The sequence below is a fragment of the Cupriavidus sp. genome (assembly GCF_057315035.1).
This window is the reverse complement of sequence record NZ_DBHKYV010000008.1, coordinates 1-16447: the sequence shown is the minus strand read 5'-3', so window position 1 is coordinate 16447 and position 16447 is coordinate 1. Positions and strand designations below refer to the sequence as shown.

General features: G+C 63.0%; 13 protein-coding genes and 1 other RNA gene. 6 read left to right on the top strand and 8 right to left on the bottom strand.

Annotated features, from left to right (window positions below; all coding sequences use genetic code 11):
- Positions 1-2 precede the first annotated feature (2 nt).
- Complete coding sequence (locus ACO550_RS13200; protein WP_315592567.1) at positions 3-662, top strand: ABC transporter permease subunit; 660 nt, start codon at positions 3-5, stop codon at positions 660-662.
- 151 nt (positions 663-813) lie between these two features.
- Here the strand turns inward: ACO550_RS13200 and cphA (ACO550_RS13195) are convergent, their stop codons facing one another.
- Together cphA (ACO550_RS13195) and cphA (ACO550_RS13190) are read right to left on the bottom strand one after the other, a co-directional pair.
- Positions 814-3384: a cyanophycin synthetase gene (cphA, locus tag ACO550_RS13195; protein ID WP_315592568.1), complete on the bottom strand. Its 2571-nt coding sequence runs from the start codon at positions 3382-3384 to the stop codon at positions 814-816.
- Between the two features lie 29 nt (positions 3385-3413).
- Positions 3414-6065, bottom strand: coding sequence for a cyanophycin synthetase (gene cphA, locus ACO550_RS13190; protein ID WP_315592569.1), 2652 nt, complete (start codon positions 6063-6065; stop codon positions 3414-3416).
- Between the two features lie 311 nt (positions 6066-6376).
- On the opposite strand from cphA (ACO550_RS13190), the gene ACO550_RS13185 reads away from it, so the two are divergent.
- Complete coding sequence (locus ACO550_RS13185) at positions 6377-8677, top strand: cyanophycin metabolism-associated ABC transporter (RefSeq protein ID WP_315592570.1); 2301 nt, start codon at positions 6377-6379, stop codon at positions 8675-8677.
- A 22-nt stretch (positions 8678-8699) separates the two neighbouring features.
- A complete protein-coding gene (locus ACO550_RS13180; RefSeq protein ID WP_315592571.1) occupies positions 8700-9170 on the top strand; it encodes a cyanophycin metabolism-associated DUF1854 family protein in 471 nt (156 codons plus the stop codon).
- Positions 9171-9242: 72 nt separating this feature from the next.
- Here ACO550_RS13180 and ACO550_RS13175 read toward each other — a convergent pair whose 3' ends face one another.
- Entirely contained in the window at positions 9243-9653 is a 411-nt protein-coding gene (locus ACO550_RS13175; RefSeq protein WP_315592572.1) for a hypothetical protein, read from the bottom strand.
- 216 nt (positions 9654-9869) lie between these two features.
- Between ACO550_RS13175 and ACO550_RS13170 the strand changes: the two genes are divergently transcribed.
- From ACO550_RS13170 to ACO550_RS13160, 3 genes are all read left to right on the top strand, one after another.
- Complete coding sequence (locus ACO550_RS13170; protein WP_315592573.1) at positions 9870-11012, top strand: lytic polysaccharide monooxygenase; 1143 nt, start codon at positions 9870-9872, stop codon at positions 11010-11012.
- A gap of 188 nt (positions 11013-11200) precedes the next feature.
- Positions 11201-12394, top strand: a complete 1194-nt coding sequence (locus tag ACO550_RS13165; protein WP_315592574.1) for a lytic polysaccharide monooxygenase — start codon at positions 11201-11203, stop codon at positions 12392-12394.
- Positions 12395-12505: 111 nt separating this feature from the next.
- The gene (locus ACO550_RS13160) at positions 12506-12877 is read left to right on the top strand and encodes a hypothetical protein (RefSeq protein ID WP_315592575.1); all 372 of its coding nucleotides are present in this window, start codon (positions 12506-12508) and stop codon (positions 12875-12877) included.
- Positions 12878-12919: 42 nt separating this feature from the next.
- On the opposite strand, the gene ACO550_RS13155 is transcribed toward ACO550_RS13160, so the two are convergent.
- The 5 genes from ACO550_RS13155 to ompA all read right to left on the bottom strand — a co-directional run bounded on the left by ACO550_RS13155 (position 12920) and on the right by ompA (position 16140).
- The gene (locus ACO550_RS13155; protein ID WP_315592576.1) at positions 12920-13303 is read right to left on the bottom strand and encodes a hypothetical protein; all 384 of its coding nucleotides are present in this window, start codon (positions 13301-13303) and stop codon (positions 12920-12922) included.
- 155 nt (positions 13304-13458) lie between these two features.
- Positions 13459-13819: a transfer-messenger RNA gene (gene ssrA, locus ACO550_RS13150) on the bottom strand.
- A gap of 90 nt (positions 13820-13909) precedes the next feature.
- Positions 13910-14566 carry a phosphoglycolate phosphatase gene (gene gph / locus ACO550_RS13145; protein ID WP_315592577.1) on the bottom strand — a complete coding sequence of 219 codons (657 nt, stop codon included), beginning with the start codon at positions 14564-14566 and terminating at the stop codon, positions 13910-13912.
- 3 nt (positions 14567-14569) lie between these two features.
- Positions 14570-15307, bottom strand: coding sequence for a bifunctional 2-polyprenyl-6-hydroxyphenol methylase/3-demethylubiquinol 3-O-methyltransferase UbiG (ubiG, locus tag ACO550_RS13140; protein WP_315592578.1), 738 nt, complete (start codon positions 15305-15307; stop codon positions 14570-14572).
- Between the two features lie 176 nt (positions 15308-15483).
- Positions 15484-16140 carry an outer membrane protein OmpA gene (ompA, locus tag ACO550_RS13135; protein ID WP_066739225.1) on the bottom strand — a complete coding sequence of 219 codons (657 nt, stop codon included), beginning with the start codon at positions 16138-16140 and terminating at the stop codon, positions 15484-15486.
- Between the last annotated feature and the right edge of the window lie 307 nt (positions 16141-16447).

The window sequence follows — 16447 nt, the reverse complement described above, 5'->3', positions numbered from 1 at the left end:
CCATGTCCGCCCTCCAGCTCGTCATTGATTCGCTGCCCGTATTGCTGCAGGGCACGCTGCTCACGCTGAAGTTCGCCGTGTTGTCCATGGTGTTCGGACTGCTGATTGGCATTGTGGTGGCGCTGATGGGCATAAGCCATCAGCCGATTCTCAAAGTGCTGGCGCGCGTGTACGTCAGCATCATGCGCGGTACGCCGTTGCTGGTGCAGATCTTCGTGGTGTATTACGGTTTGCCGGGCATCGGCATTACGCTGGAGCCCACGCCGGCCGGCGTGCTTACGCTGAGCCTCAACGTCGGGGCATATCTGTCGGAGAGCATGCGCGGTGCCATCCAGGGCGTTGCGCGCGGGCAGTGGCTGGCGGCATACAGCCTCGGCATGACGCCGGTACAGACGCTGCGTTACGTGGTGGGACCGCAGGCGTTGCGGCTGTCGGTGCCAAGCCTGTCGAACAGCCTGATCAGCCTGATCAAGGACACCTCGCTGGTTTCGGTGATTACCGTCACGGAGTTGTTGCGCACGTCGCAGGAAATCATCGCGGCCACCTATCAGCCGTTGCCGCTGTATCTGGCCGCCGCGGCGATCTACTGGGTGCTCAGCACCGCGCTATCGGTGCTGCAGCATATGCTGGAGCGCCGGCTGTCACTGCCGGGACGTCATTGAATGTATGGGGACAGGGTAGGGTAGAGCGGGAAAGAGGGAGAGTGGAGAGGACCAGCGGCTCAAGCCACTACAAGTTGCGGTTTGATGCGCCTTGCCCTCTCCCCCAACCCCTCTCCCGCGCCGCGGGAGAGGGGGGCGAACAGCAGGAGCCTTACTTCCCTGCGATTCGCTTGGCGATGTGGTCCAGTGCTTCTTCCACCTGGTCGATCAGGATCAGGCACAAGTCACCGGGCTGCAGGCGTGCCAGCGCGGTGTCGATGGCCACGAACTCGCCGCGGATTTCCTCGGTGTAGGTCGTGCGTTGCGCACCGACCAGGCCTTCGCGCAGCAGTGCCAGCACTTCACCATCTTCACGGCCGCGCTGGCATTGGTCCTGGTACAGCAGTACTTCGTCGAATGCGCCGCCAAGGATCTGCGTCTGCTTGCGGATGTCCTCGTCGCGGCGATCGCCGGCGCCGCTGATCAGCACCACGCGCTTGTTCGACGGCATGCCCTGAACGGCGTTGCACAGTGCCTGGATCGCATCGGGATTGTGGCCGTAGTCCGCAATCAGCGTGGCGCCGTTGTAGTCGAACACGTTGAAGCGACCCGGCGCGGTGGCGGCGTCATTGACGAACGTAGCCAGCGCGCGGCGGATCACGGGCCAGTCGATGCCGAGCGCCCAGGCGGCGGCGATCGACGACATCGCGTTCTCGACCTGGAACCCGATCGAGCCATTGCGCGTGAGCGGAATGTCGGCCAGCGCAAAACGCACGCTGGTTTCGCCTTCGGTGGCAACGATCTCGTCACCCTCGACGAACACCACGCGCTTGCCCTGGGCGCGATGCAGCGCCATGGTCGGCAGACCGGCATCGTGCGCGAAGAACGTGACCGAGCCGGGGCACGCGTCGGCCATGCGCGCGACCATCGGGTCGGCGGCGTTCAGCACGGCCATGCCATGCGGCGCGACGTTCTGCACGATCACGCTCTTGAGCACGGCCAGGTCCTCGACGGTGCTGATGTACGACAGCCCGAGGTGGTCGCCTTCGCCGACATTGGTCACCACGGCCACGTCGCAGCGGTCGAACGCCAGGCCTTCGCGCAGCAGCCCGCCACGCGCCGTTTCGAACACGGCGGCATCCACGTCCGGGTGCAGCAGGACATTGCGTGCGCTACGCGGACCGCTGCAGTCGCCGGTGTCGATGCGCTGACCCTGGATGTACACGCCATCGGTGCCGGTCATGCCCATGCGCAGGCCGTTCGACGCCAGGATATGCGTGATCAGGCGAACCGTAGTGGTCTTGCCATTGGTGCCCGACACGGCCACCACGGGAATGCGGCCGTCGTCGCCATCGGTGAACATCGTCGAGATAATGGCTTCACCAACCGCGCGACCCTTGCCGTATGACGGCTGCAGGTGCATGCGCAGGCCCGGTGCGGCGTTCACTTCGACAATGCCGCCGGCCTGTTCCTCGAACGGCTTGAGCATGGTCTCGCAAACGGCATCGACGCCGCAGATGTCGAGGCCAACCATCTGTGCGGCGGCCACGGCGCGCGCGGCGATGTCGGGGTGGACATCGTCGGTGACGTCGGTAGCACTGCCGCCGGTGGACAGGTTCGCGTTATTGCGCAGTACCACGCGCGTGCCCTTGGCCGGCACCGCGTCGGCGCTCAGGCCCTGCTTGGCCAGCGTGGCCAGCGCGATGTCGTCGAAGCGGATCTTCGTCAGCGATGTGGCATGGCCTTCGCCACGGCGCGGATCGCGGTTCACTTCCTCCACGAGTTGGCGCACCGTGTGCGAACCGTCGCCAATCACCTGCGGCGGATCGCGGCGTGCCGCGGCCACCAGATGCTTGCCCACCACCAGCAGGCGGAAGTCGTGACCCGGGATATAACGCTCGACGATCACGTCGGAAGAAATGTCGGACGCTACCTCGTAGGCCGTCATCACTTCCTCGCGCGTACGGATGCGCACGGCCACGCCCTTGCCCTGGTTGCCGTCGCGCGGCTTCACCACGACCGGGCCGTTGATTTCCTGCGCGGCGGCCCAGGCTTCCTCGGCGCTGTCCACGGAGCGGCCCATCGGCACCGGCACGCCTGCTGCGTGCAGCAAGGCCTTGGTCAGTTCCTTGTCCTGTGCGATCGATTCGGATACCGCACTGGTCATGTCGGTTTCCGCGGCCTGGATGCGTCGCTGCTTGCTGCCCCAGCCGAACTGGACCATCGAGCCCTGCGTCAGGCGACGATACGGAATGCCACGCGCCACGGCGGCGTAGACGATCGAACCGGTACTCGGTCCCAGGCGCACGTCTTCATCGAGATCGCGCAAGCGGTGCAGCGCATCGTCGAGGTCGAACGGCTGGTCGTCGCGTGCGGCCAGGCACAGGCGCTCGGCCAGTTCGAAGGCCAGGCGGCCTACTTCCTCTTCACTGTATTGCACCACCACCTGGTAGGTGCCCGGTTCCAGTGTGGGCGCGGTGTAGCCAAACGTGACCGGACAACCGGCCGCGGCCTGCAGGCCCAGTGCGGTAGCTTCGAGCGCGTGGGCCATCGATAGCGAACCGGTTTCATCGTCGGGACGCATCGGGCCGATGCCCGGGAAGCGCGCGCGCAGCCGATCCTCGAAACCGGGCAACTCGGCCAGCAGGTGGGATTGGTCCGAACACGCGATGATGGCTTCGATCGCAGTGTGCCGGCACCAGAGATTCGGGCCACGCAGGGCCCGGATGCGAGAAACTTCCATAGAATCTTTTTTCCGTTGTTCTTCCGGAACTACGCGCGGCGTCCGCTGCGGCCCATCCACTGGTGTACCTGTTCGACGGTGCTTTCAGTCGAGCCTTCATCGCACTGCAGTACCAGCAGGTCGCCGGCCACCAGTTGCGACAATGCGGCTTCCACCGCGGCACGGCGTGAGCCTTCGTCGATGATCTTGGTCACGCGGCGGCCTTCATAGAGGCCCTTCTTGATCTGCGCGCGCGCTTCGGTATCGGGCAGGTCTCGACGCACGCTATGGTCCTCGCACAGGAACACGCGGTCGAAGGCCTTGCCAATGACCTTGCCCTGCTGCACCAGGTCTTCATCGCGGCGCTGTACGCCGGCGCCGAAGACGAGCATGCGGCGCTCGGCCGGGAAGCGGTCCAGTGCGGCGGCCAGCGCCTCGATTGCCGGGGCGTTGTGCGCGTCGTCGACGACTACCGTGGCACCCTGGCGCTCGAACATCGTGAAGCGGCCCGGCACATCCACCTGGCCGACGTCGAACGTCACGATGCCGGCGCGAATCAGGTCATTCGAGATGCCGAGTGCCCAGCCCGTGGCCACGGCGGCCAGCACGTTCTCGATCTGGAACGCAACGCGGCCAGCGTAGGTCAACGGGATCGCCGAGACGTCGGTCAGGGCGGTCTCGCTATGGCCGGTGGCCATCACGACCTTGCCGTCGCGCACGAACACGGCGCGCTTGCCGGCCGCACGATGTTCGGTAATCGCCGGCAAGTCGGCGGACAGGCCGAAGAAGATCACGTCGCCATCGCACAGTTCGGCCATTTCGACCAGCCGGGCGTCGGCGGCGTTGAGCACCGCGGCGCCATTCTTGAGCACTACGTCGACCTGGGTGCGCAGCACGTTGTACATGCGGTCCTCATCCTCGACGTAGTAGTCGCCGAGGTGGTCGGGCTGGCCGAAGTTGGTGACCACGCCAACCTGGCAACGATCGTAGGGCAGGCCTTGCGACAGGATCATGCCGCTGTCGTTCTCGAACACGGCGGCTTCCACCGCGCGGTTCATCAGGATGCGATGACCGGCATCCCAGCTGGCCTTTTCGCCACGGTCGCCCTTTTCCACCTGACGGCGGTCCAGGAACAGGCCGTCGCTGCAGGCCAGGCCGGTATGCTTGCCCGACAGTTGCAGCAGGCGGGCCACGAGCTTGGCCACCACGGTCTTGCCGTTGGTGCCGGTGATGCCCACCACGGGAATGCGGCCGTCGTCTTCCACGCCATTGCGGGTCGGGAACAGGTGGTCGACGATGGCACGACCCACCGGGCGCGGCTCGCCGTCGGCAGGCTTGATATGCATCAGCAGTCCCGGACCGGCATTGACCTCGACCACGGCGCCACGCTGGTCAGCCAGCGGACGCGAGATGTCTTCGGCAACCAGGTCCACGCCGGCGATATCAAGACCCACCACGCGTGCGGCCAGCGCGGCGTGTGCTGCCACGCTCGGGTGCACGCGGTCGGTGACGTCGAACGCCACGTTACCGTTGCGCTGGATCAGTACCGTACGGCCCTCGGGCGGCACGGCAGTGCCGTCGGCATAGCCCTGGCGCTTCAGCTCGAGGCGCGCGGCGGAATCGAGCCGGACGCGGTTCAGCGGATGATCCTCGGTGCTGCCGCGGCGCGGATCGGAGTTGATCTGCGATTCGATCAGTTCATCGATGGTCTGCTTGCCATCGCCGACGACCGAGGCGGTCTCGCCCATCGCGGCGGCCACCAGGCGGCCGCCCACCACCAGCAGGCGGTGTTCGTTGCCAGGGATGAAGCGTTCGACGATCACGCCGTTGCCCTCGTCGATGGCCACCGCATAAGCGGTTTCCACTTCCTCGCGCGTCATCAGGTTGGTGAAGACGCCGCGGCCATGGTTGCCATCGTAGGGCTTGACCACCACGGGCACGCCGATGCTCTCGGCTGCATCCCAGGCGTCTTCGGCGCTCTCGACCATACGGCCTTCCGGCACCGGCACGCCGCACGATTCGAGCAGGCTCTTGGTCAGGTCCTTGTCGCGCGAAATCGATTCGGCGATGGCGCTGGTGCGGTCGGTCTCGGCGGTCCAGATCCGGCGTTGGCGCGCGCCATGGCCGAGCTGCACAAGGTTGCCGTCGGACAGGCGGATCGACGGGATGTCGCGATCATCGGCGGCATCGACAATACATGCCGTGCTCGGGCCCAGGCAGTGTTCGTCGACCAGGTCGCGCAGGGCCTCGACGGCAGCGGGCACGTCGAACGGACGGTCCTCGATCGCGGCCATGACCAGGTCGCGGGCGGTGAACAGCGCCGCGCGCGTCACCTGCTCGTGCCAGGCACGGACGATTACCTTGTAGACGCCGCGTACCGGGGTCTCGCGCGCCTTGCCGAATCCGCCCGGCATGCCGGCCAGGTTCTGCAGCTCAAGCGTGACGTGTTCCAGGATATGGCCCGGCCAGGTGCCTTCCTTCAGGCGCATCAGGAAGCCCCCGCGCACGCCGGGGCTGCAGCGGTGCTCGATCAGCGTCGGCAGCCATGCCGACAGGCGCTCGTAGAAGCCCGGAATCTTGTTGGAGGGGAAATCCTCCAGTTCGCCGATATCGACCCATGCCTCCAGCACTGGCCGATATGTCCACATATTCGGGCCGCGCAGCGACATGACATCGAAAATCTCAATGTCCTTCTTTTTCATCGATTTAGCTTGAGGCAGTGGGCGAGTGCCCGAGAAATGGAAGCCTAACCTTTCAGTAACGTTACAGTAGCCTCAGGGTTGACCCTTGGTACCCATTTTGAGACTACCACTCGTTGTGCAGCGCACCAGGCGCCCCGCTTGTTTTGCGTTATGTATACTTGCGGGCAAAATTGCGGGCCGCCAGACGGCGAACCGCTTAAATTGTTTCAAGTTATGTCCGTTTTCGATCCGTTTTGGGGCCTGCGGACGCGCTTTTGCGGCTTGTCTTACCAATTGTCTTACCGCTCGTTTTACCGATTATCGCGCCAACAATGACCCAGTCCTCCCCGTCTGCTTCCATCCACCCCGGCTCGCAAGGTCCCTGGGTTGCCGAACTCGGCACCAGCCTCCTGCCAGGTGAAACCGTCCTGGCCGGGCTGCAGCTGGACCTGGACGCAAGGCTGCATTTTACCCAAGGGTGGCTGGTTGTGACGGATCGTCGTCTGATCTCTCGCTTTCCCGGTGAAAAAGACCTGCGCCATTGGGAGATTGCCCCGGGCCTGACGCTGTCCCATGGCGACCACGCCGGCGTGGGTACGCTGGAACTGGCCGATGGCCAGAGCCGCCTGGCCAACTGGCGTTATACGCTTGGTTACAATCCAGACGCATTGCGGCTGGCCGACCAGTTCGAAAGCCAGCGCGACGTGCTGGCGACGGGGCATGCCGCCCAGACCGAGGCCGACATCTGCCCGACCTGCAAGGCACCGATCCCGCCCGGCGAGGAGCAATGCCCGCAATGCAGCCGCGAGCTCGAAACGCCGCCGTCCACATGGGCGTTGCTGCGGCTGTGGCGCTTCGCCCGGCCGTACCGCTGGGAGCTGCTGGCGGGGTTTGTCCTGCTGCTGCTTGGTACCGCCGCCACGCTGGTGCCGCCGTACCTGACCATGCCGCTGATGGACAAGGTGCTGATTCCGTACCAGAACGGCGTGCCCATCGACCATGACCTGGTCAAGCTCTACCTGGCCGGTCTGCTGGGTGCCGCGCTGGTGGCCTGGGGGCTGGGCTGGGCGCGCACCTACCTGCTGGCGCGCGTCTCGGAGCGCATCAGTGCCGACCTGCGTACCACCACATACGAGCACCTGCTCAAACTGTCGCTCGAATACTTCGGCGGCAAGCGCACCGGTGACCTGATGGCTCGGATCGGCTCGGAAAGCGACCGGATCAGCGTGTTCCTGTCCCTGCATCTGCTCGACTTCGCCACCGATGTGCTGATGATCGCCATGACCGCGATCATCCTGATCTCTATCAACCCGTGGCTGGCACTGGTCACGCTGGTGCCGCTTCCGTTCATCGCCTGGATGATCCATCTGGTGCGCGACCGTTTGCGCCACGGCTTCGAGAAGATCGACCGGATCTGGTCGGAGATCACCAACGTGCTGGCCGATACCATTCCCGGCATCCGCGTGGTCAAGGCTTTTGCGCAGGAAAAGCGTGAAGTGGCCCGTTTCCGCGATGCCAACCGGCATAACCTGCTGATCAACGACCGCGTGAACGCCGTGTGGTCGCTGTTCACGCCAACCGTGACGCTGCTGACCGAAGTGGGCCTGCTGGTGGTGTGGATCTTCGGCATCTGGCAGGTCAGCCACAACGCGATCACGGTGGGCGTGCTGGTGGCGTTCCTGACCTATATCAGCCGCTTCTACACGCGGCTCGATTCGATGAGCCGCATCGTGTCGGTCACGCAGAAGGCCGCCGCCGGCGCCAAGCGGATCTTCGACATTCTCGATCACGTATCGAGCGTGCCCGAACCGCGGAAGCCGGTGCATATCGACAACGTTCAAGGCGCCATCGAGTTGCGCGACCTCGGGTTCCGCTACGGCAATCGCGCCGTGATCCGCGGCCTGAACCTGACCATCAAGCCGGGCGAGATGATTGGACTGGTGGGGCACAGCGGCTCGGGCAAGAGCACGCTGGTGAACCTGATCTGCCGTTTCTACGATGTGTCCGAAGGTGCGATTCGTGTGGACGGCGTGGATATCCGTTCGCTGCCGGTATCGGAGTTCCGCCGCAATATCGGCCTGGTGCTGCAGGAGCCGTTCCTGTTCTTCGGCACGATCGCCGACAACATTGCCTACGGCAAGCCCGATGCAACGCGCGAGGAAATCGTCGCCGCGGCACGCGCGGCGCACGCGCACGAGTTCATCCTGCGCCTGCCGCATGGCTATGATTCGCTGGTGGGCGAACGTGGCCAGGCGCTGTCGGGCGGTGAGCGGCAGCGGATTTCGATTGCGCGTGCGCTGCTGATCGATCCGCGCATCCTGATCATGGATGAGGCGACCTCGTCGGTGGATACCACCACGGAGAAGGAAATCCAGAAGGCGCTCGACAACCTGGTGCAGGGCCGTACCACGATTGCCATCGCGCACCGTTTGTCGACGCTGCGCAAGGCCGATCGCCTGGTGGTGATGGATCGCGGCCAGATTGTGGAAGTGGGCAACCACGACGAACTGCTCGCGCGTGAAGGTGCCTACTACAAGCTGTACCAGGCACAGGCGCGCAATGTCGATGCCGAAGCCGAAGAAGCCAGCGATGGCGATCGGGTGCAAACCGCGGAGCCGGTCAGTGCGCAGTAATCATTCTCTTGAACAAACCACCATGCAGACGCCTGATTTCACCCTGAGCCGCAACAGCCTCGGCAAACTCGTGCTGACGACGGCGGATGGCACGCGGCATGAAGGCGTGGTGCCCGTGCGTGCATTCCCGATTTCCGCCGCCGACGATGGCGTGGGCATGATGAGCACGGACGGGCGCGAGCTTGCCTGGATTCCGCGTCTAGACGGCCTGCCTGCGCCAACGCGAGCGCTGATCGACGCAGAACTGGCCGGCCGCGAGTTCATGCCGGAGATCCGCGCAATCGATAGCGTATCCACATATGCCACGCCGAGTGTCTGGACCGTGCAGACCGACCGTGGCCGGACCGAACTGGTGCTGCGCGGCGAGGAGGATATTCGCCGGCTCACCGGTAACACGCTGCTGATCTCGGACAGCCACGGCATTCATTACCTGATCCGCGACCAGCTTGCGCTGGACAAACCAAGTCGGAAGATTCTGGACCGGTTCCTTTGAAGAACGTGAACCACGGAGCAGCATGAAAAAACGGCACGCCAAGGCGTGCCGTTTTCTTTGCCGGATGCGTACTTAGTGAAGAAGAGTAGGGGACTCTTCATCGTCGTCGCCCTCGTCCCAATCCTCGTGTTCGATGGGAGCCTCCGGGGCCATGTCCCAGACCATCGAATGGAGGCGGGGTGTGAACCATTCGCGAAACATCGCCAAGGTCAGCTTCTCGGGCCATAGGGAAATGTCGAACCACTCACCGAGCAGAAATTCGAAGAAGTAGCGCCAGCGCTTTTCCACCCAGCGCAATGCATCTTCGTCACTCTCGGCCACTTCACCCGGGAGCAGGAATACGCTGGCGTCATCGCGTACGCGATCGAGCGAGAGCGAGGGAACCGGCTCCGGATCCACGGCCTTGATCCAGTCCAGAAATGGTTGCTCGGGCATCAGGATGACCACGGAGCGGTTGATGGTGAAACGAGGATGGTCGGACATGGGGACAGGGCAGTGAGCAGCGACACCCTATTGTAGCCCCGACCAGCCCGGCTACCTGCATGGATTGGGTCGCATAGTCCTGATAGCGGTCCGTGCATTGCAATCTTTCGGATGGATCCGATTGCCTGATGGTGTCAGAACGGTTGAACTCGTGCCGCCATTGCAACAAATGGAATGGCGCGAAGAGAGCTACTACAACACGTCAAGGAAATCGATATGTCATTGAAAGCAATCTCGCTCGCCGGGCTGGCAGTTGTGACTGCGGCAGCTTTGCCACTACGCGCATCGGCACACGGTACGCTGGAACTGCCGGCCAGCCGTGCACTGACCTGCCATGCCGAGAGTGCCGACTTGCCACGGTCGGCGGCATGTCAGGCTGCCAGGGCAGCCGGCGGTATCCAGCAGGTCCATGACTGGAATGGTGTGCGGATCGGCAATGCAGCCGGTAACCACCGCAACCTCGTGCCGGACGGAAAGCTCTGCTCCGCAGGCTCCGCGAATTTCCGCGGCCTCGATCTGGCGCGAGCGGACTGGCCGCGGACCTTTATTGCACCGACGCCGGATCGCGCCTACACGTTTGTGTGGCGCGCCTCGACCCGCCATGCCACGCAATACTTCAAGTACTACATCACGCGCGATGGATGGCGTCCCGACACGCCGTTACGCTGGAGCGACCTCGAATTGTTCGCCACGGTACCAGGTTCGGCCGCGAATGAAGCCGGGGGCCGCTATCGCATGACCGTGCAGCTACCGCAGCGAAGAGCAGGCAATCATCTGATTTTCAGTGTGTGGCAGCGCGGTGATAGCCCGGAGGCGTTCTATGCATGCGCCGACGTTGCGTTTCCCGAAGATGGCCTGCCGGTGTCGCCAGCCAGTTGGGAAGACCAGGGTTCGGTCGGCGCCGTTGGCAAGCTGGCGGTCGGCACGCGGCTCACATTCCGTGTCATGGATACAGACGCGCGCGACGTGGCGAAGCATGTGCTGGAGATCGCCGCAGCCAATGCCGAGGCCGATGCATGGTCATACGAACTGGCGCAGAAGGTCAATGCCGAGTCGCACTTCTTCCGGATTGGCAAGCTACAGGCGAACGGTGCAGTGGCCAGCGTCGTGCCGCAGGCAGCGGCGAACAGGAACCGTGTCTACGTCAGCAAGAACAATGTCGGCTACCAATTCGAGATCGACAAGGAAACCGAATTGCCGGATGCCGCCAACGTGTGGCTTGAGGGAAAGACCTATGAAATAGATCATGTTGTGATGTACAGGGGGCAGCAGTACCGCTGTCTGCAGCGTCATACCGCATGGCGTGGCGCCGGCTGGAATCCTGTCGCCGCGCCGGCGCTCTGGCACGCCGTTCGCTGACCACAATGAAATGAAGGGGCCGCCAGGTCACGTCTTGGCGTCCTCTTTTCCTTACCGGTATGAGCGCCGGCAAGGCAACTGATCTTTTGAGAGATCTCTGATTTCCTGATCGTGTCGCAGCGGTTCAAATCGCGCCGCCATTTCAATGAATGGCGATGAGACCTATCTCAACACATGAAGGAAACACTATGTCTTTAAAAGCGATCCCAGGCGCATGGCTGGCACTCGCTGCCGCTGCGACGCCATTGGCGGCACAGGCGCATGGCACGATGGAACTGCCGGTCAGTCGCGTGCTGAACTGCTATAACGAGGGCGCACAACAACCGAAGTCGGGCGCGTGCCAAGCTGCCAGGGCTGTTGGTGGCGCACAGCAATTCTATGACTGGAACGGCGTACGCCAGGGCAATGCCGCAGGCAATCATCGTGCGGTCGTGGCCGATGGAGAGTTGTGCTCGGGTGGATCGGCCAGCTTCCGTGGCCTTGACCTGGCCCGCCTCGACTGGCCGCAAACCTCGATCGTGCCGACCGCGGGCGGTGACTATGCATTTGCGTGGCGCGCCTCGGCTGCGCATGCCACCCAGTATTTCAAGTACTACATCACTCGCGATGACTGGGATCCCGGCGTGCCATTGCGCTGGAGCGATCTTGAGGAATTTGCCACGGTCACCGGAGCGCAGGCGGTGCGTGACAATGGTCGCTACCAGATGAACGTGCGCTTGCCGCAAGGCAAGAAGGGCAGCCACATCATCTATAGCATCTGGCAACGTGCCGATAGCCCGGAAGCGTTCTACGCTTGTGCCGACGTCAAGTTCCCAGGCGACGGCCAGCCGGTTCGCGACATTGGCTGGGAAGACCAGGGTGCGGTGTCGGCAATGGGCGATCTTGTGACAGGTACCAAACTCACGTTCCGCGCGATGGATGCCTCCGGTCGCGATGCCGGCAAGCAGGTGCTGGCGATTACCGCAGCCAATGCCAAGGCGAGCGTGTGGGCCTATCAGCTGGCGCAGAAGGTCAACGCCGAATCGCAGATCTTCCGCATTGGCGAACTGCAGGCACGCAATGGCGCGGCGAACATCGTCCCCCTGAGCTCGGCCACGGCCAATCGGGTCTATCTCAGCAAGGCCTATCCAGGCTATCGGTTCGAAATCGACAAGGAGGCGCCCAGCGCCAGCGGACGATCGGGCGGAAGCGGCAGCAGTGGTGCTACCGGCCAGCCCGATGGCAAGGCCCTCGACACATGGCGTGAAGGCCCGAGCTATGAAACCGGCCAGGCCGTCACCTATCAGGGCAAGCGCTACGTTTGCCTGCAGCGCCATACCGCATGGCGCGGTGCAGGATGGACCCCTGCGGTGACGCCGGCTTTGTGGCGTGTGATTCGCTAAGTGTTGTTTTTTCGCCGGAAGCCGTCAAGATCGATGCCATTTGCTTCCGATTGCTACAGTTTTCGGCGAAAAATGCCGTCATTGTTCGGATACGGGGATAGGAGCCGTCAGATGAGTCTTACCTTTCTCCCGCCCGGGGACGCTTTCATGCCGACCATGACGGAGCGGTTCGCCGAGGCGGAAAAAATTGAAGATCGCGCTGCGCGCTGGACTGCCCAGGCAGAAATCGCGCTCGATACCGGCGACATGTACCTGGTAGGCCTGGTGCTGTTCAAAGCCATCCAGGAGTTCGGGGTCGATACGTTCGCGGAATACTCGGGCGAGCCACAGGTGCGCCTGCAGAGGTTGTGGATGCCGGGGATGGTCGGATCGGTGGATCACGCGAAGCGCCTGTTCGGACATCTTGGCGTCAGTTTGCCGGTCGACCGATTCTATGCCGCGCGCCTGGAGGGCATGTCGGCGGATGGCGCCGTGGTGCACTGACTGCAAGGCAGATGACGCCGCAACGGCGTCATCGTTCCCACGTCAGTCGGCTTTACGCTGCGCTGCCTGGTACGCCGGGTCGAACGGTGCTTTCCAGCCGTGCGCAACCCGGTTGATCGCGGTTTGCTGGCAGGTGCCGGCAGCGATCTGGCGATGGACTTCGGCGTTCGCTGCATCGCTCTCGAAGATTCGCGCATCGGCTGCGATCGGCTCTTCAGGGGGGCACGGCTCCGGCACTGCAGGCTCGGGTTCCTTGTCTGCCACGATGGCGCAGAACCACGCCTTGTCACCGCAATGACCCCGGTCAGGGTTGGTCGAGTACGCCAGGAGCCCGAAGGCCAGGAATGCCATCAGGATGAGTGCTGCACGGCGGCTTACAAACTTCCAGAAGGCCAGTACAGCTGCCAGCATGACTGCGATGCCCATTCCTCGCACCTCCCCTCGCTCAACATCCATGATGTCTCACATCATGCATCAGTTCGTGGCCAGGGACGATGACGGTCACGTAAAGCAACAAAAAACCCGCGAAGCTTGCGCTATCGCGGGTTTCCAGATGCTGCCAGTGTCGTCGGACTGAATATTGGTGGAGCCGGCGGGAATCGAACCCGCGTCCGCAAGCCCTCCACAGAGAGTTCTACATACTTAGTTCTGTCATTTGATTTAACCGGCGCATCGCGGACGAACACGCTCTACGACGGCGAGTCACTAGGTTTTCGTCCACGGGCCCGTGACACTCCCGCAGCTTATCTGACGTAAATGACCTCGCTGGTTCTTGCGAACCCTAGCCCGTCAGCGAGCCAGTGCGAGGACGGCTAGCCCTTAGGCAGCCAGTGCGTAACGTTCGTCGTTAGCAGTTATTGCATTCCCATTGATTAACGAGGTGACGGGTCCTCGGTATGCCCTCCACTGCTTTGCAACCCACGTCGAAACCAGGTCGGCCCCAATGTGCGTAGTCAAACGCGAAAGAAACCGGATTGTACTCCGTTTCGACGCCGATGGCGCGAATCGGTTCCGTGTCTTGCAGATGGTGGCTCAGTCGAGCAATGCAAGCAGTTCGGACGGGTGGCGGATCAGATAGTCGGCGCCCCAGGTTTCAGGAGGCTCGTCCTCGCCGCAATAGCCATAGGCGGCCGATACGGTGGCCATGCCCGCGGCCTTGCCGGCCTGTATGTCGCGCAGGTCATCGCCCACATAAAGGCAGCGGGCTGGCGCCACGCCGCTTACCTGGGCCGCATGCAGCAGCGGGGCAGGGTGGGGTTTGGCATGCGGCGTGGTATCTCCGCTGACCACGGCGGATGCGCGCGGTGCCAGGCCAATTGCCTTGACCAGCGGCACCGTGAAGCGGGCGATCTTGTTGGTGACGATACCCCAGCGGATACCATTGGCTTCGAGCTTGGCCAGCACGGTGTCCATACCCTCGAACAGCCGCGTATGCACGGCAATATCGGCTTCGTAGTATTCGAGGAAGGTGTCGCGCAGCGCCGGAAACTCGGGATCTTCGGGGCGCTTGCCGAAGGCGGCGCCAATCAGCCCGCGCGCGCCGTGCGAGGCCACCGGGCGAAGCTTCTCGTAGGCAACCGGGGCCAGGCCATGTTCCACGACAAGCCGGTTGGCCGCCGCCGCGAGGTCGGGAGCGGTGTCCGCCAGCGTGCCGTCGAGGTCAAAGAAAACTGCGTCGAATGTTGCCATGGTTCAAGCCACCTTGCGAAACGCCATCATATAGTTGACGTCGGTATCGCGGCCGAGCGCGTAGATCTGCGTCAGCGGGTTGTAGGTCATGCCGCGCATCTCGATCAGCTCCAGGCCGACATTGCGGGCGAAGCGCGCCATTTCGGAAGGCGTGATGAATTTGTCGTAGTCATGCGTGCCGCGCGGCAGCATGTTCAGTACGTACTCGGCGCCGACGATGGCCAGCAGGTAGGCCTTCAGGTTGCGGTTGATCGTCGAGAAGAAGACGTGTCCGCCCGGTTTGACCAGGGTCGTGCAAGCGCGCACGATCGACTGCGGATCGGGTACGTGCTCGAGCATTTCCATGCAGGTCACCACATCGACGCTGGCCGGCGCACGCGCGGCCAGGTCTTCGACGGCGATCTCCTCGTAGGTGACCGCTACACCGGACTCCAGGCTATGCAGGTCCGCTACTTTCAGTGCCTTGGTGGACAGGTCGATGCCGCGCACCGTGGCACCGGTGCGCGCCATGCTTTCGGACAGGATGCCACCACCGCAGCCCACGTCGATGACCTGCTTGCCCGACAGGCGTGCAATGCCGTCGATCCAGCCAAGGCGAAGCGGGTTCAGATCGTGCAGCGGCTTGAATTCACTGTTCGGGTCCCACCAGCGGTGCGCCAGCTCGCTGAACTTGTCGATCTCTTTCGGATCGGCATTGCGGCCGGACAGGGGTGGGGAGTTCAGGGTGGTCGATTGCGGCATGCATTGCGGCCGCGTGATGCGGCGGGTCTCATGAGAAGGCTGCGGCAACTTTACCAAAAAATCCGCGCCGCGCCGAATCGGGGTGCAGGCCAGAATACTTCGGTATCAGGCCGGTCCATCAAGGCGAAAAAAAAGCCCAGCTTGCGCTGGGCTTTTCTTCATCGGAGAGGATCCGATTAACGTGCGCTGCGGGTGCCGACCACTTCGACTTCCACGCGACGGTTCGGCTGCTGGCAGGCGATCTGAGCAGTGCGGTTGCCCTTGCACGACTTCGGATCAACCTTCAGCTGACGCTTGCCCTTGCCTTCGGTGTACACGCGGTTGGCTTCAACGCCCTTGCTCACCAGGTAAGCCTTGACCGATTCAGCGCGACGGATCGACAGGCGATCGTTGTACTTGTCCGAACCGAACGAGTCGGTGTGGCCAACGGCGATGATGACTTCCAGCGTGATGCCTTGCAGCTTCGAGACCAGGTCGTCCAGCTTGGCCTTGCCTTCGGGCTTCAGAACAGCCTTGTCGAAATCGAACAGCGTGTCAGCAGCGAAAGTGACCTTCTCGCTCGACACAACCGGCGGTGCCACCGGGGTCGGGGCCGGAGCCGGTGCAGCAGCCGGAGCCAGTGCGCCATCGCACAGGGCATTGGCCGTTGCCGGGGTCCAGGAGCTGTCGCGCCAGCAGAGCTCGTTCGTGCCATTCTTCCACACGTACTCGCTCGTACCGTTGCCCCAGTTATCGTTCACTGCCTTCTTTTCGTAGGGGACGGACTGGGCTTGAGCGGATGCAGCCATTACTGCGGTAGCTGCAACGAGCGCGAGCTTGGCAAATTTTTTCATATTTCTCCTCTCAGGATGAGATCACCGCAGGGTTACTGCGAGCAAATGGACGAAAACAAGTCATACATTCTTCGGAGTATAACATTCTCGAGGTGGTGGATGCTCCACTTCGAACAATGTCTGGCTCTTCGCTGGGGAATTGTGCCACAAGGCTCGTTTCCTAAGAAGTAAATATATTCGATTCAACCAAGGGGGTTTTGGGCCTGTGGTGTTTGTGCAACATCGCACTTGCGTCGCCTGCAAACCCTTGTCCTGTATGGCTTGCAGGGGATCGGGGTCGGGCGAGGGAGGCGCGCGGGAGGGCTTC

What these genes read in the sequence shown, in the direction of transcription:
- ACO550_RS13155 (WP_315592576.1), bottom strand. Translation starts at nt 13,303, where the DNA reads ATGGGCATCGCAGTCATGCTGGCAGCTGTACTGGCCTTCTGGAAGTTT.
- cphA (WP_315592569.1), bottom strand. Translation starts at nt 6,065, where the DNA reads ATGAAAAAGAAGGACATTGAGATTTTCGATGTCATGTCGCTGCGCGGC.
- ACO550_RS13185 (WP_315592570.1), top strand. Translation starts at nt 6,377, where the DNA reads ATGACCCAGTCCTCCCCGTCTGCTTCCATCCACCCCGGCTCGCAAGGT.
- cphA (WP_315592568.1), bottom strand. Translation starts at nt 3,384, where the DNA reads ATGGAAGTTTCTCGCATCCGGGCCCTGCGTGGCCCGAATCTCTGGTGC.
- ubiG (WP_315592578.1), bottom strand. Translation starts at nt 15,307, where the DNA reads ATGCCGCAATCGACCACCCTGAACTCCCCACCCCTGTCCGGCCGCAAT.
- gph (WP_315592577.1), bottom strand. Translation starts at nt 14,566, where the DNA reads ATGGCAACATTCGACGCAGTTTTCTTTGACCTCGACGGCACGCTGGCG.
- ACO550_RS13180 (WP_315592571.1), top strand. Translation starts at nt 8,700, where the DNA reads ATGCAGACGCCTGATTTCACCCTGAGCCGCAACAGCCTCGGCAAACTC.
- ACO550_RS13160 (WP_315592575.1), top strand. Translation starts at nt 12,506, where the DNA reads ATGAGTCTTACCTTTCTCCCGCCCGGGGACGCTTTCATGCCGACCATG.
- ACO550_RS13165 (WP_315592574.1), top strand. Translation starts at nt 11,201, where the DNA reads ATGTCTTTAAAAGCGATCCCAGGCGCATGGCTGGCACTCGCTGCCGCT.
- ompA (WP_066739225.1), bottom strand. Translation starts at nt 16,140, where the DNA reads ATGAAAAAATTTGCCAAGCTCGCGCTCGTTGCAGCTACCGCAGTAATG.
- ACO550_RS13200 (WP_315592567.1), top strand. Translation starts at nt 3, where the DNA reads ATGTCCGCCCTCCAGCTCGTCATTGATTCGCTGCCCGTATTGCTGCAG.
- ACO550_RS13175 (WP_315592572.1), bottom strand. Translation starts at nt 9,653, where the DNA reads ATGTCCGACCATCCTCGTTTCACCATCAACCGCTCCGTGGTCATCCTG.
- ACO550_RS13170 (WP_315592573.1), top strand. Translation starts at nt 9,870, where the DNA reads ATGTCATTGAAAGCAATCTCGCTCGCCGGGCTGGCAGTTGTGACTGCG.